The sequence below is a fragment of the Paenibacillus catalpae genome (assembly GCF_900112695.1).
GTDB classification, from domain to species: domain Bacteria; phylum Bacillota; class Bacilli; order Paenibacillales; family Paenibacillaceae; genus Pristimantibacillus; species Pristimantibacillus catalpae.
In genome coordinates this window covers 473,839-486,832 of the sequence record NZ_FOMT01000004.1, presented here as the reverse complement: position 1 = coordinate 486,832, position 12,994 = coordinate 473,839, and the positions used below count along the sequence as shown (strand labels likewise).

The following is a 12,994-nucleotide window of genomic DNA, read 5'->3' as shown; positions in this document are numbered from 1 at the left end:
GCAATCGTGCGTGGGTTAGCCAGTTTACCTGAACGGCAGGAGGCATATGCTCAGCTGGAAGTAGCTTTGAGCAACGTGCGGGCTTCAGGACAGCGGCTCGTTGTGGCGTTGATTCAGATCGATCGATTCTATGGTGTGAATGAGGCTAAGGGCTTAGAGGCAGGCAACCAGGTACTTGAAAGTATCGGGGGGCGGTTAAGGCAGGGGGAAGGCACGGCCTTTGTCACCTTAATTAGCGGCGATACCTTTCTGATGGCAAGAGAGATCGGATACTCGCAGGCGGAATGCGCAGGCGCGGTAGAAGAGATGAAATATGCAGCGCAATATCCGGTTTCCTATGAGGGTGCAGAATTAAATCTCACGGCCAGCATAGGGACATGCCTGTTCCCGCAGAACGGACGGACAAGCGAGAGACTGCTCGGCCACGCCGAAACAGCGCTTATCAAATCCCGGGAGCATGGCGGCAACCGAATTACGTTTTATAGTGAAGAAGAGACGGAGCAGATGAACCGCTGGCTGGAGGTTGGAGCGGCTCTGCGTCCGGCTCTTTATATGCGTCAGTTCCACTTGAGCTATCAGCCGATTTTCCGTACCGAGAGCGGGCGCCTGCGCGGCTTTGAGGCGCTTCTCCGATGGAATCACCCGGAGCTTGGAACGATATGGCCGGGGGAATTCATCCCGATCGCAGAGCAAAATGGACTTATTGTACCGATTGGCGAATGGGTGCTGCGTGAGGCCTGCAAGATGCTCGCAGGCATGCAGGAATATGGCCTGAAGGAGCTCGTTATTTCGATTAATGTCTCCCATGTCCAGCTGATGGACGGTTCCTTCTGCAGCATGGTCGCTCATGTGCTGGAGGAGGCGGGGATTGAGCCTTCATCGCTTGAGCTTGAGGTGAAGGAGGATGTCATTCTTCATTTCACGGATCAGACTTTGGCCGTACTCAGCAAGCTCCGTGCCTTAGGCGTGAGAATTACGCTCGACAACTTCGGAGAAGGCTATTCGTCTCTTGCGAACCTGAAGCAGCTGCCGATCAACAGCGTGAAGATCAGCAAATCCTTCATTCGCCAGATTGACGTGCAGAGCGTAGAACGTCATATCGTAGAGGCGATGATTGGGCTCCTGCATAAGCTGGAGATCATGGTTATTGCAGGCGGCGTCGAATACGAGGAGCAGTATGAGCTGCTGAAGGAATGGAACTGCGACTTTGTGCAGGGCTTCCTGCTTGGCTCGCCGATGCAGCCGGACCTGCTCGACATGTCGATTATCCGCAAGTCGCCGCAAACGGCCTAAATAATAAACCGGATTAAATCTAAAAGCCCCGAAGGATTCGCATGACAGCGGATCTTTCGGGGCTTTTGTGTTTGCCGATCAGTTGGTTCTTTTCTTTCGTTAGCTTACTTCAAGATACAGCTTAGTCCCGTCATTATATTGGAAAATCGCAACGTCGCGGACAACCTCGACCTTCGATATACGTTTCCACTTCTTGCGGAAATCGAAGTTGAATTCCATCTCAACCAATTTATGATGAAGTTGCTCAACGGAAGCCGCTTGCTCGTTAACGTAATAAACGGGAACCGAACGGTCTTTGAAGGTAATGATTTTCATCATACCATTCGCACCTCCACTCGTTTTTTTCCAGTTTACTAGAAACGTTTTAGCCGCTTATAAAATGGTCATAAGGTTATTGTTTAGTTTGCTAACATACTCCTAACAATTTCCTTTAGCTGCTGCTGTAGCTGCCATACTTTTTCTTGTAGTGGCTATGACCGTACGGCGGTTGTTGTGGCGGATAGTAGTTGCCTTTTTTGTAATCGCTGCTGCTGCGGCCGAAGTGTCCTTGATGGCCTTTATGGCCATAATGACCATGATGGTTATTATGCTTGCCGGTAATCGAACCGAGGAGTCTTTGTATCAAGTGTCTAATCATAATTTTGACCTCCTATATTCATAATTAAGTCTTTTTTATAGATTTGAAACACTTTAGACTTATCAAATAATACGCAGCTGTATACCCCAGGTTTCGTTCATTCCGGCTATTCCGCTTTTGGTACCAGGAAACCAAACCTGCTCTCATCCCGTATTGTGAATGGCAAGGAGGGATTCCTATCTGGTGGAAGCAATGGATAATTAAATGGATGGACTACCCGTTAAGGGAAGGGCTCGTCTGGGCGGAAACCTACCGGATCGAGGAATTCCTCGGGATGGGCAGTTATGGTCAGGCTTATCGCTGTACGGATCTTCGGAGCGGGACGTCCGTTCTGCTGAAGCGTGCCAAACCAAGCAAGCGGGATACAGGACGAAGACTGCTGAGACGTGAAAATGATATTCTTCAGAAGCTTGATCATCCGCAGATGCCGCAATGGCTGGACTGGGCAATGCACCGACGGGAAGCTGCATTAATTATGGCCTTCATTGATGGGGTTAATGCGGAGCAGGCGATTTTGCTCGAGGGAAGAACCTATACAGAACTTGAAGCTCTGCTGATGGTACAGGATTTGCTCTCTCCCTTGAAGCATTTGCATGAAGCGGGTTATGTGCATCGTGATGTACGGATCCCGAATGTTATGCTGCACCGGGAGAACATTTATTTGATTGATCTTGGCCTTGCTTGCCGGATTGGGGAAAAAAATCCTGACGGGCGGGAAGAAGAGGCGCCAAGCGGATTCGCTGACAGCTGGGGGGCCGTCAAGCATCGCATGCGCCAGCCGGACCGGACTAGTGATTTGTATGGTCTCGGTCATCTATTCCTGTTCCTCATGTATGCCGGCTATACGCCGGAAGAGGGAGAGGAGGAGCGAGGCTGGGAGGAAGAGCTTACGCTGAAGCCCGAAGTAAGAAGTTTTGTCAAAGGCCTGCTTGAGAGCAGATGGCAGACGGCAGCCGAATGCGGACGGATTCTGGAGGGAATTCTGGAGCATTATTCCTCGGGAAATAACGAATGAGGCGGCAAAATGTCGAATCCGGTTAAGGTATGAGCACCCAGAAAAAGAGGCGGAAACGGGTTGACTTTTAAAATAAAAATTCGTATCCTAATAATTGTCTCGCTGATGTAGCTCAGGGGTAGAGCAACGCACTCGTAATGCGTAGGCCGGGGGTTCAATTCCCTTCATCAGCATTCTTCAAAGCCAGTAACGGCGCGGGTTCCGAGGTTTCGGGATGCCGCGCTTTTTGTCTGCTCCAGGTGGTTGTCCGGAACTTCGCGGTCCATAGATTCATAGAATAAAGCAGGGTTCTTATATCGTGGAGCGAAGGAAGTGGCGGTATGTCCTGGGATGATATTACCGATCTGATTGATCCCCGGTTAATGATTGTGGTTGCGGCTTGTTGGGTTATCGGCTACATGCTGAAGCAGACGCCGGCCGTGCCGGATTGGAGCATTGTGTATGCGGTTACGGGGGTTGCTATTATCTGCTCGTGCCTCATTTTAGGCTTTGATGTGCAGAGCGTGCTGCAGGGTGTTTTATGCGGAGCGGTTTCCGTATACGGAAACCAGGTCGTGAAGCAGACGTTTACGAAGCGGAAATGAGCGGCCGCGGTTTATTGTGGAGAGAAGATATTGAGGTGAAAAAGGCACAGCGATCCGAAGCCGGATGCTGTGCCTTTGACGTTCTAATGCTGGATTACACCGCAAGCGATACGGCTGCCGGAATTGCCGGCCGGGTCTGTTTTGTAATCATCGGCTTTTTCATGAATGACAATCGCAGTGCCTGCTGCTGGCAGCAGAGAGTTTGGTGCTTCACTGTCCAGCGTCACATTTTTCGAGATAATCTCGGCTTTTACGGTACCGTCTTTTCCAACGGTAATGTTCGGCAGATCGCCGTCATGGAAGCCTTGCGGATTGTCGAAGCCATGCTGCTTGTTCTTCGGATTCAGGTGAGAGCCTGCGGATTCGAAGGACGGCGCTTCGCATTTGCCGACGTTATGGAAGTGAATGCCGTGAACGCCTGGCGTAAGGCCCTTGGCATCCAGCTTCAGGTGCACGCCGTCTTTTTCCTCCGTCAGTACGACAGTACCGATCTGATTGCCTTTCGTATCAATAAACGCAGCTTTTGCTTCCATCACGTGGCCACGTGTGTGATGGCCATGTCCATGGCTGGCGGCTGCCATACTGGAGAACCCGCAGCTTGTAATCAGGAAGCCAAGCGAGCACAGCATAATGGATTTGTTCATGTTATCCTCCTTGGGGCGTAATTTCCAAGTTAGCTTTTACCAAGAGGGGGTTAATTATTCATAAGCGGCAAATTCGCCGCATAAATAATTTACCTTTAAATCTGTATGTCTATTAATTTGTATGTTTCACCCTATCCACTCGTCCATACTTCTCTCTTAAATCTGAATAGTATAAAAGCAGATCGATTGAGAGGAGTGAAAGTATTGTCTGCTAAATTTAAAGTGAAAGTTAAAAGCGTGAAACGCAGAGCGAAAAAAGGAGCTCGCATCTCGAACTGTGGGTGTTCAATGGGGGATCGTGTAGGTGGCGTTGAATCCGGCGGAAACAATCATCGTCATTGTGACAATGACCATCAGGATCCTGCGGTAGAAGGCGTACAGGATGCGGGTAAACATCTAAGCAAGGTGTTTGACAATCTGAAAAACGAAAGAGTTGCTGAGAAGCTTGTTAGAGCTATCCGCGATCATGATGCCCAAGCCGTACAGTGCCTGGTCGGCTGCCATTGCCGCGTTGTGGATTTCTTCCGTACGAGAAATGCAGATTGCGTACGCGTTAGATGCTCTTTTGGTCGCTACAGAGATGTAGTCGTATCATTTGATATTTGCGTTCGTCGTCGCGGAGTGGATGACATCAGCGATCGACAAAATAATAACAGAGGCTGCTGCTGGTTCTAATGTTCCAAACCGCAGGAAAGGCTGCTCCCGTCTAAGGGAGCAGCCTTTCTGTTTGCAGCTTGATAGGCGTCTACACTTATTCATCCGCCTACGCATACGATATGAAAGATATCGCTTGGTACAGGAGGCGAATGACAATGCCTATTATCCCGAACTTCCCGCGGGAATGGCTGGAGGAGCATAAAGTATGGCATCATCGGCATCATGTGACGCCAGGGACGATTCCGCCACCCGGGTTCGGCGAGCAGTTTTTACGGTTCCACCGCTATTTTATTAACAAGGTAAATACCTGGTTTGACAACGTAGGATATGACAAACGGGCTATCGCTGGCTGGCCGGAAATGCCGGCGGGTATCATGCAGGCCCCTTGTATGAATCAGCAGGCGTTATACCGGATTCTCTACAACCCGAGGTCGTTCCCCACGCTGGATGATTTCGGCCGGTTTCTTGAATCAAGCGGGGTTCACGGCTGTATCCATGCGACTTCTTCGAGGCTGTTTAACTCGCCGGAGATCGATAACTTTGACTTGGCGCCCAGACAAACGGTGTTCTACAATATCCACGGCATGATCGACCAGTGGTACAAGAACTGGGAAGCAGCCTGGGGTGTCCGCTCAAACAGCGGGAAGCCGGAGCTCCCAAGCGGGGTCTCGGTTACGTACAATCGCGCAAGGCCCGCATTATCGATGCGTAATAGCTCGGCTCCCGCGGCACAAATTCAGCAACTCGGACGGCTCTCGTCACCGTGGATAGGACACCTTCAGCCGATGTCCCAACGCCCTGGCAAATCAGTTCCGGAAGCTCTCCCTCGAACAGCCGAATCAGCTGTTCGACGTCAGCCTCGAATACAGCCGCCACTTCTTCAGCTTGCAGCTTTAAGGCGTCAAGCGGCAAAGAGCACACAAGAGCAAAAACGTCGCTGACCTCGCGGTCAATGAAAGGCACGCCTTTTACTTCGCCGAACATTTCCTTGCGTGCTTTGCCGAGCGGGATCAGGTCCTCGAAGCGGGCGGCAACACCAAGCTCCTCTTCGATCTCGCGCACCGCGTCTTGTATGGTCTCGCCGGCGGTCAGATGGCCCGCTGCGGTAATATCGTAACAGCCGGGATAGGTATCCTTCCCGGCTTGGCGCAGCTGGAACCGCACGAAGCGGCGGTTCTCCTCGCGGCGCGTCAGCCAGCAATGGAAGGAACGGTGCCAGTAGCCAAGCGCATGCGTCTCAGCCCGGCTGGCGGTGCCAAGCGGCCTCAGATGTTCATCGTAAATATCGAAGCGTTCTTCTGCCATGGGATAGCCACCTTTTTGTCAGGTTCCTAACTGCTGCTTGCTGTTCCTTCTTCCAGAACGGAAGTGCAATGCTTGCAGCGCGTAGCCTTGATCGGAATTTGGGACAAGCAGTACGGGCATTCCTTCTCGGTAGGCTCTGCGGGAGCTGCAGCTTCCTCCGGCTTGATGCGGCGCAGGATGTTGATGCCTTTGACCAAGAGGAAGATACAAGCGGCAACGATGAAGAAGTCCAGTAATACGTTAATGAATTGGCCGTAAGCGATAACGGCTACTCCATATTTGGTCGCATCGGTAATCGTATGGATAGAGTCCATTGTAACGCCTTCGGGCAGAGGCTTGTCCGAGCCGAGATTAATGAATAAGTCCTTGAAATCGGCTCCGCCTAACATCCGCCCGATGGGAGGCATAATGATATCGTTCACGAGTGAAGTGACGATTTTGCCAAAGGCGCCGCCGATAATAACACCGACCGCAAGATCGATCACATTCCCTTTAATGGCGAATTCCTTGAATTCCTGAATAAATTTTTTCATGATAAATCCCTCCTGCCAAACTCTATGAAATCTACTCTACTATATTAGTCGATCTTGCTTCCGATAGAAAGTACGAGGTGGAATGAGGATGAAATGACCCTTTAGAAAAATGCAACTTCTTTCGCCAGTCGGCCGTAATAGGTTTAGGCAATCTTATTTAATCCAATTATGAGCGTGAAGGGATGGATGACATGTTTAATCGTTTATTGGCCAGTATTGGAATTGGTTCCGCCAAAATCGATACGCTTCTTGAGAAGTCACAATATGTGCCTGGCGAAGAGGTTCGGGGTGTAGTCAATATTCGTGGGGGCAGTGTTCCGCAAAACATAGATACCATTCAATTGTCGGTTATGACCGAATACATTAGGGAAAGCAATGACAGCAAAATCAGGCAGCACGGGGAAGTTGGACGTTATCATGTCAGCGCTCCGTTCACCCTGCAGGCCGGCGAAACCAAAGAGGTTCCATTCGCCTTCCGTTTGCCGTATCAAACCCCGCTTACCATCGGCCGGGCACCGGTATGGGTGAAGACAGAGCTTGATATTCGCGGTGCCGTGGATCCGGGAGATAACGACCGGATTGATGTACTGCCAACAAGCGGGATTAACACCGTGCTTCATGCGCTGGATCTGCTTGGCTTCCGCCTGCGGCAGGCAGAGTGCGAATATTCCCCGCGTCATGGAGGGGGAATGCCATTCGTGCAAGAGTTCGAATTTGTGCCAACCAGCCAGTTCAGGGGGCAGCTGGATGAGCTGGAGGTTATGTTCTTTTCGTCAGACCGCGAGCTGGAGCTGATTCTTCAGGTTGACCGGCGGGCGAGAGGGCTGAGCGGCCTGTTCGCCGAAGCGCTTGATATGGATGAAACCTTTGTACGCTGCAGATTTACCGAAGAACAGCTTCAGGCAGGACCGTCAGGCATTGCCCGCCAGCTGTCCGAGCTGATCGCCAGAACAATCTAGTTTGGCAGCAGGTTAATTCAGCAAGTGATCTGGACGTTCCGAGATGCTTCCGTGAGGGGCGTCTCGGGCTTTTTTTTGTGCTCACGGTAGAAGATTTAGTGAACAAACAGGATGAAATCCTTGGCTAATTTAGCGTTTGTGGCATAATAAAGGGAAGACAAGGATGGGCGAGTCTTCTCGCTCGTGAAGGAGAAGTTGGTATGACAATTGGAGCGCGGGTGCTCAAGACAGGTATGGCAGTCGCACTTGCCATCTATCTAAGCGGATTATTTGGTTTTGCTTCCCCGCTTATTACAACGGTCGCAGCTATTCTGACCATCCAGCCGTCCATTTACCGCTCGTGGCAGCAGGTGCTGGACCAGCTCCAGACGAATCTGCTGGGAGCCGCGATGGCGCTGGCTGCGATGAAGCTGTTTGGGCAAACGCCAATTGCAGTTGGACTTGTATGTATTCTCGTTATTCTGGTAAGTATCAGGCTTAAAATGGAGACAACCATAGGCGTTACGCTAGTCACTGTAGTAGCCATCATGGAGGCGCACGGCCAGGAGATGACTCTTGCGCTTGAACGGTTTCTGATGGTATTGGCGGGAATGGGAGCAGCCTTTACGGTTAATGTGCTTGTCTTCCCGCCTCGTCCAAGAAGGCAGTTTACCGAGCAGGGACATCATGCGTTCTCACAGATGTCGTTGCTGCTGCGGACGGCGATTTCCAATGAAATGCGGGAGCAGGTCTACCGCAAGGAGAAGGATAAGCTGCACAAAACACTGCGCAAGCTCGAGGACAGCTACAACCTGTTCGAAGAGGAACGGAAGGTGCTTGCCCGCGCGAAGAGAAGCCACGCCAGGCAGCTGCTTGTGTCCAAGCAGATGATCCGGGCGCTGCAGAAGGGCTCGGATCTGCTGGAGGTCGTCGAGGAGCATTATTTCGCTTCGCCGAAGGCAGGGGAATGGGCAGTCCGGTTTGACCGTCAAATTGAGGATTTGACGAAGTACCACGAATCAATCGTGCTGAAGCTCGAAAACAAGATGAAGCCTAACATGTCCATGGAGCCTGGCGAGGAGCGGGAGGCGCGCCTTGTCGCCGAGCTCACGGACTATGTCCGCGAGGATCCGGATGAACATAAGCGGCTTATCTTCGTCGCCTCCGCGTTGTTCGAATACGCCTACCATCTTCGCCGCCTTGAGAAGCTGGTCGACCATACCCAGCGCACCTCCGGCGAAGCCGAGGAACGACGCAGCGCCGACAAGGCAGACGAGCCCGCGGCGATCCAGGATTAACGGGGCAAATGGCAGAGAAACCTGACGTTTTCTAAACGACAGGTTTCTTTTTTTTTGCTTTCTAGACACTAAAAATATAGCGACAGCGAAGTCTCATAAGGATAACGGTTTAGAGAGATACTCTTTATGATTAACCAAGGAGGTGAACAATGCTATGAGTACGAAAGCCAAACCCGATAATAATACGCCAAAGCATAAACCGTCGCGATCTAACGATCCCAATGATCAAGGAAAACCGCAAGTACAAAAATAATTCGAACTAAGCCGGTCGGCAGGCCAAGCAGCCGAACACAAAAACGGCCCCCTCAAAAATAAGAGGGGGCCGTTTTTGTGTTTGGTGCAGCTAGGGGAGGGGTAGACACATTCCCGTCACCCCGACCACCGCTGCACACCACGCCTCACAAACACAACCTAAGAGTCCGTCTTGTTACTCCCCTTATGGCGGCGCGGATGCTGCATATGAGCTTCCGGATCGTCGTCGTCATCCTTCGGAATAAGCCGCGGATCCGTACGGCCTTCATGGTGATTGTCGAAATCAAGCTCGACAAGCTCCCATTCGGTCGTCCCGAGCTGCGGATCGGCCGGGAATACAACGCCGCGTTCAAGCTTTTCTACGCGGCCTAATTCATTTTTATAAACACCCGATACCTCGACGTGCTCGCCTGACATCGGATCCATCTCATTATGCTGATGTTCTTGCTCGCTCATGGCCACTCGTCCTTCCCTTAGCTTATAATCCGTGCTTCGGTACCGCTGCTGCATCGGCTTCGGATTGCATTTCGTTAGCCTTCTGCTTGCCTTTGCCGGTACGGTCCGCTAATGATTGCGCTTTGCTGGCTTCGACTTGTTTATGGGACGGCCATTCACCTGACATGCTGCCATCCTCCTTTCGGCAGTTAATCCTTTAGAGTTTGCCACGAAAGGAGGCATTGTATGAGCAGTCAAGGGCAAGAGGAACAAATTACTGTTTAGTTCACGTGATAACGGGACTCGATTTTTTTGCCGCCGAACCACATGATAATAATCACGGCGCAGGTAACGAAGATGCGCCAAGGCTCCTCGCGGAAACTGCCGATATTGAAGCTGATCAGCGAGATGCTGAGAATCATGACCGCTTTACCCAGAACGGTTGCAAGGACAAAGGTGCGGAACGGGATTTTGCTGAAGCCGGAGACAATATTAATAATGGAGGAAGGAGAGAACGGGAAGCAGGCCAGCAGAAAAAGCGGCGTGAATCCTTTCTGATCCACCCATTTGAAGAACCTCTCGGTCTTAGGGAATCTCCGTTCAATCTTAGCCTTCACATTCTTCCCCAGCTTACGGCTGATCAGGAATACGCATACGGCACCAATGGATACGCCGATCCAGGAGAGCAGAAAGCCAAGCCACAGTCCGAAAATATTCGCATTCGCCGCGACAATGACGACCAAGGGAAGGAATGGCAGGAACGATTCAAGAAGCGGCAGCAAAATACCGGGCAAAATGCCAAACTGCGAATAACTCTCCAGCGTCCGCTGCAAATGCTCAAGATCCAGACTTCGCATCTGGACTAACAGATTCTTCATATTCTCCATCACATACATTGTTGAATACAACCCCACTCTACCCCTTTGCGGGAAAATAATTCGAATCAACTATCCGTTCTTGCCGTTCATCCTGGCTGCCGGAATCATCACATACAAAAGGGCAATGAGCCCAAACAGCGTGGCACTGATATACAGGACCGAGGATGCGCCATAGCTTGCGGCTATTAAGCCGCCCGCAACGGGCCCGATCATACCGCCGAGACCTTCAACGGTCGACAGCAGCCCCCAGCCTAAACCTTCCTGCTTCGGGGGCACGTATGCCGCAAGCAAAGCATTCCAGGCCGGCAGGATCGCTGCATAGGATAACCCGATTATAATCACAATAACTAAACAATACCAAAACGGAAGCCGCCATGCCAACATATACAGCCCGGCAGCAAAAACGGCAAAGCCGATGATCAGAAACCACTTCTTGCCGCCAAGCTTGTCCGATAAACGGCCCATTGGAATGAGCCCTGCCGCGGCACATATTCCGCCCGCCGTCAGCAGAAGGGAGTACTGGGCACCTGCAAGCCCAAGCTCTTTCTCGGCGAAGTTTGGCAGGACGGGAACAAGCATGCTGGCGCCTGCTGTCTGCAGAATCATACCCGGCAGAAGCATGCGCATAGCTTTTATACGTTCGATCAGAGCTGCAAGTTGCCGTTTTAATGGAATGGTTTGAATTTGCTGCCCTACTGCCTTCGCGCCATTCATGAAAAAAGCCAGGAATGTCGCAAAGACCGACAGAATGAGCAGCAGGAAGTATGTACCGTTCACATAATAGTCGAGCAAAATATTGCATACAATCGGGCCGGCACCAAGTCCGGCAAGCCATATCGTATAGAGCAGCCCCATTTGTGTCGCTCTTTTGTCATCGGATACCTTCGTCAGACAAACAATCCAGATCGGCGACATTCCGATGCCGTACAGAGCAGCAGCGAGAATAAACAGCCAGGCCATATCGGCAAATTGGATCAGGAATACACCGGCAAGCGAAATGAACAGGCCTGTCCGCACCACGAAACGGATCGAGAAGCGGTCGAGCAGATAGCCAATGAGCATCTTGAGCAGCGTGTCCGTCAAATAATGAGCTGTTATCGCGATGCCGATCACATCCAGTGACAATCCAAGAACCTTTGCCCCATAAATGGGGAGCAGGCTGATCAGCACCGCGCCCCGTACAAATTCAACCAGAAACAGGATGACGGAGATCAGCCGCATCTCCGCTCCGAATCTCATCCCCATATTTTTCACCTGCAGTCAGGCTCCTTTTCGAATTACCCTTAACTATAGCGTTGACCAAATTTTGCATTCCAACCGCATTCCAGCAAAATATGATGGGCAATATTGTCCGCTGCCGCACCTTCTGTCTGAAGGCGCTGCACGGCTGCTTCGCTGAGCTTCAGCTGCTCAGGATCATTAACCAGCTTGATGATGGCCGCTGCCATTTCTTCGGGGTCGTTGGCAATGCTGGCCGCTCCTTTCGACTGCAGGTAACGGGCATTGTTTTTCTCCTGGCCGGGAACCGGCTTGTAGAGAAATAATGGCAGACCGGCGCATATCGCTTCGGCAAGCGTGACACCGCCGGGCTTGGAGACGAGGCAGGTCGACAGCGCCATCAGCTCATGCACCTGATTGACATAGCCATACAGATGGAGGCGGTCTGCCGCTGCATGGTGTTTAAATTGGTCCGCCATTGAGGATTTCAACACATTATTGCGTCCGCATATAAGGGCGATCTGTGCATTTGGGTGCTGCTCAAGCAAATGGCGGCATAGTTCATCGCAGTCCGGCATGACGCCTTGTGCGCCGGGCATAAGCAGAATGACAGGCTGCTCGGGGGAAAGTCCATATTTCTCATAAAGCTCAAAGGAAGGAGTCAGGCTGCTTCGGAAGCCCCGCGCAAGCGGGATTCCGCTTACAGACACGCGTCCCGGGTGGATGCCAAGCGAACCCAGCTCTTGCTTCATGTCTTCTGTTGCGACGAAATACCGGCCGATACCGGGATGAACCCAGCGGCGATGCAGGTCAAAGTCTGTTATAACGGTGTAGGTTGGAATGGAAGCCTGCGGAAGAACGGTCTTTTTCGGCCGGCGGCGGTGAAGGTCGGGCAGCGCGAAGAATGGGAAGGTGTGGATCACCGCATCGGGCTTTTCTTTCTGGAGCAGCTTTCTGATTTTGTCGCGGCCAAAGGAGTGCAGGAATCCGCCGAATAAGGAGTTATGCTTCATGGGGCGGGTGACATCGTATACCCAGCCGTACAGATGAGGAATATGCGTATAGCTTTTCAAATACACGCGCCTTGTCATTTCGTTCAGCCAGGGATGAGACTCGGCCATCAGATCGACCATCACGGTTCTGTTATTGCCCTGTTCCTCCAGGGCATCGCGGATGGCTTTGGCGGCCTGCAGATGACCTTCACCATACGAAGCATACAAAATCAGCACCTTAGGCTGATGGCTGTCAGGATAACGAACCAATAGATGCACACCTCCTGCCGCAAGTATAGCGGATCAATGTCAACG

16 protein-coding genes and 1 tRNA gene are annotated in these 12,994 nt (G+C 51.6%); 7 read left to right on the top strand and 10 right to left on the bottom strand.

Features of this window, described 5'->3' with window-relative positions; all coding sequences use genetic code 11:
- The first annotated feature begins 6 nt into the window (after positions 1–6).
- Positions 7–1,293, top strand: coding sequence for a putative bifunctional diguanylate cyclase/phosphodiesterase (locus BM200_RS19985; protein ID WP_091188406.1), 1,287 nt, complete (start codon positions 7–9; stop codon positions 1,291–1,293).
- Between the two features lie 99 nt (positions 1,294–1,392).
- Here BM200_RS19985 and BM200_RS19980 read toward each other — a convergent pair whose 3' ends face one another.
- Positions 1,393–1,611, bottom strand: a complete 219-nt coding sequence (locus tag BM200_RS19980) for a hypothetical protein (RefSeq protein ID WP_091188405.1) — start codon at positions 1,609–1,611, stop codon at positions 1,393–1,395.
- Between the two features lie 112 nt (positions 1,612–1,723).
- A complete protein-coding gene (locus tag BM200_RS19975) occupies positions 1,724–1,930 on the bottom strand; it encodes a hypothetical protein (protein WP_091188404.1) in 207 nt (68 codons plus the stop codon).
- Between the two features lie 208 nt (positions 1,931–2,138).
- Here BM200_RS19975 and BM200_RS19970 point away from each other — a divergent pair, with 208 nt between their 5' ends.
- From BM200_RS19970 to BM200_RS19960, 3 genes are all read left to right on the top strand, one after another.
- Positions 2,139–2,945: a serine/threonine protein kinase gene (locus tag BM200_RS19970; RefSeq protein WP_091188403.1), complete on the top strand. Its 807-nt coding sequence runs from the start codon at positions 2,139–2,141 to the stop codon at positions 2,943–2,945.
- 101 nt (positions 2,946–3,046) lie between these two features.
- A tRNA-Thr gene (locus BM200_RS19965) sits at positions 3,047–3,118 on the top strand.
- 147 nt (positions 3,119–3,265) lie between these two features.
- Complete coding sequence (locus BM200_RS19960) at positions 3,266–3,529, top strand: phage holin family protein (protein WP_091188402.1); 264 nt, start codon at positions 3,266–3,268, stop codon at positions 3,527–3,529.
- An 83-nt stretch (positions 3,530–3,612) separates the two neighbouring features.
- Here BM200_RS19960 and BM200_RS19955 read toward each other — a convergent pair whose 3' ends face one another.
- Positions 3,613–4,173: a superoxide dismutase family protein gene (locus tag BM200_RS19955; protein WP_091188401.1), complete on the bottom strand. Its 561-nt coding sequence runs from the start codon at positions 4,171–4,173 to the stop codon at positions 3,613–3,615.
- Between the two features lie 204 nt (positions 4,174–4,377).
- On the opposite strand from BM200_RS19955, the gene BM200_RS19950 reads away from it, so the two are divergent.
- Positions 4,378–4,848 (top strand): hypothetical protein, encoded by a 471-nt coding sequence (locus BM200_RS19950; protein ID WP_139230815.1) that lies wholly within the window; start codon positions 4,378–4,380, stop codon positions 4,846–4,848.
- Positions 4,849–5,502: 654 nt separating this feature from the next.
- Here BM200_RS19950 and BM200_RS19945 read toward each other — a convergent pair.
- Positions 5,503–6,135: an NUDIX hydrolase gene (locus tag BM200_RS19945; protein WP_091188399.1), complete on the bottom strand. Its 633-nt coding sequence runs from the start codon at positions 6,133–6,135 to the stop codon at positions 5,503–5,505.
- Positions 6,136–6,161: 26 nt separating this feature from the next.
- On the bottom strand, positions 6,162–6,668 hold the full coding sequence (gene mscL / locus BM200_RS19940) for a large conductance mechanosensitive channel protein MscL (RefSeq protein ID WP_091188398.1): 507 nt from the start codon (positions 6,666–6,668) through the stop codon (positions 6,162–6,164).
- Positions 6,669–6,850: 182 nt separating this feature from the next.
- Here mscL and BM200_RS19935 point away from each other — a divergent pair, with 182 nt between their 5' ends.
- Both BM200_RS19935 and BM200_RS19930 read left to right on the top strand, forming a co-directional pair.
- The gene (locus tag BM200_RS19935) at positions 6,851–7,627 is read left to right on the top strand and encodes a sporulation protein (protein ID WP_091188397.1); all 777 of its coding nucleotides are present in this window, start codon (positions 6,851–6,853) and stop codon (positions 7,625–7,627) included.
- 200 nt (positions 7,628–7,827) lie between these two features.
- Positions 7,828–8,904, top strand: coding sequence for an FUSC family protein (locus tag BM200_RS19930; protein ID WP_091188396.1), 1,077 nt, complete (start codon positions 7,828–7,830; stop codon positions 8,902–8,904).
- A 411-nt stretch (positions 8,905–9,315) separates the two neighbouring features.
- Here the strand turns inward: BM200_RS19930 and BM200_RS19925 are convergent, their stop codons facing one another.
- The 5 genes from BM200_RS19925 to BM200_RS19910 all read right to left on the bottom strand — a co-directional run bounded on the left by BM200_RS19925 (position 9,316) and on the right by BM200_RS19910 (position 12,949).
- Entirely contained in the window at positions 9,316–9,612 is a 297-nt protein-coding gene (locus tag BM200_RS19925; RefSeq protein ID WP_091188395.1) for a transposase, read from the bottom strand.
- A gap of 22 nt (positions 9,613–9,634) precedes the next feature.
- Positions 9,635–9,778, bottom strand: a complete 144-nt coding sequence (locus BM200_RS30070) for a hypothetical protein (RefSeq protein WP_175532935.1) — start codon at positions 9,776–9,778, stop codon at positions 9,635–9,637.
- A 94-nt stretch (positions 9,779–9,872) separates the two neighbouring features.
- Entirely contained in the window at positions 9,873–10,499 is a 627-nt protein-coding gene (locus tag BM200_RS19920; protein WP_342716429.1) for a TVP38/TMEM64 family protein, read from the bottom strand.
- Between the two features lie 39 nt (positions 10,500–10,538).
- Entirely contained in the window at positions 10,539–11,714 is a 1,176-nt protein-coding gene (locus BM200_RS19915; protein ID WP_175532952.1) for an MFS transporter, read from the bottom strand.
- A gap of 38 nt (positions 11,715–11,752) precedes the next feature.
- A complete protein-coding gene (locus tag BM200_RS19910; RefSeq protein WP_175532934.1) occupies positions 11,753–12,949 on the bottom strand; it encodes a diglucosyl diacylglycerol synthase in 1,197 nt (398 codons plus the stop codon).
- Between the last annotated feature and the right edge of the window lie 45 nt (positions 12,950–12,994).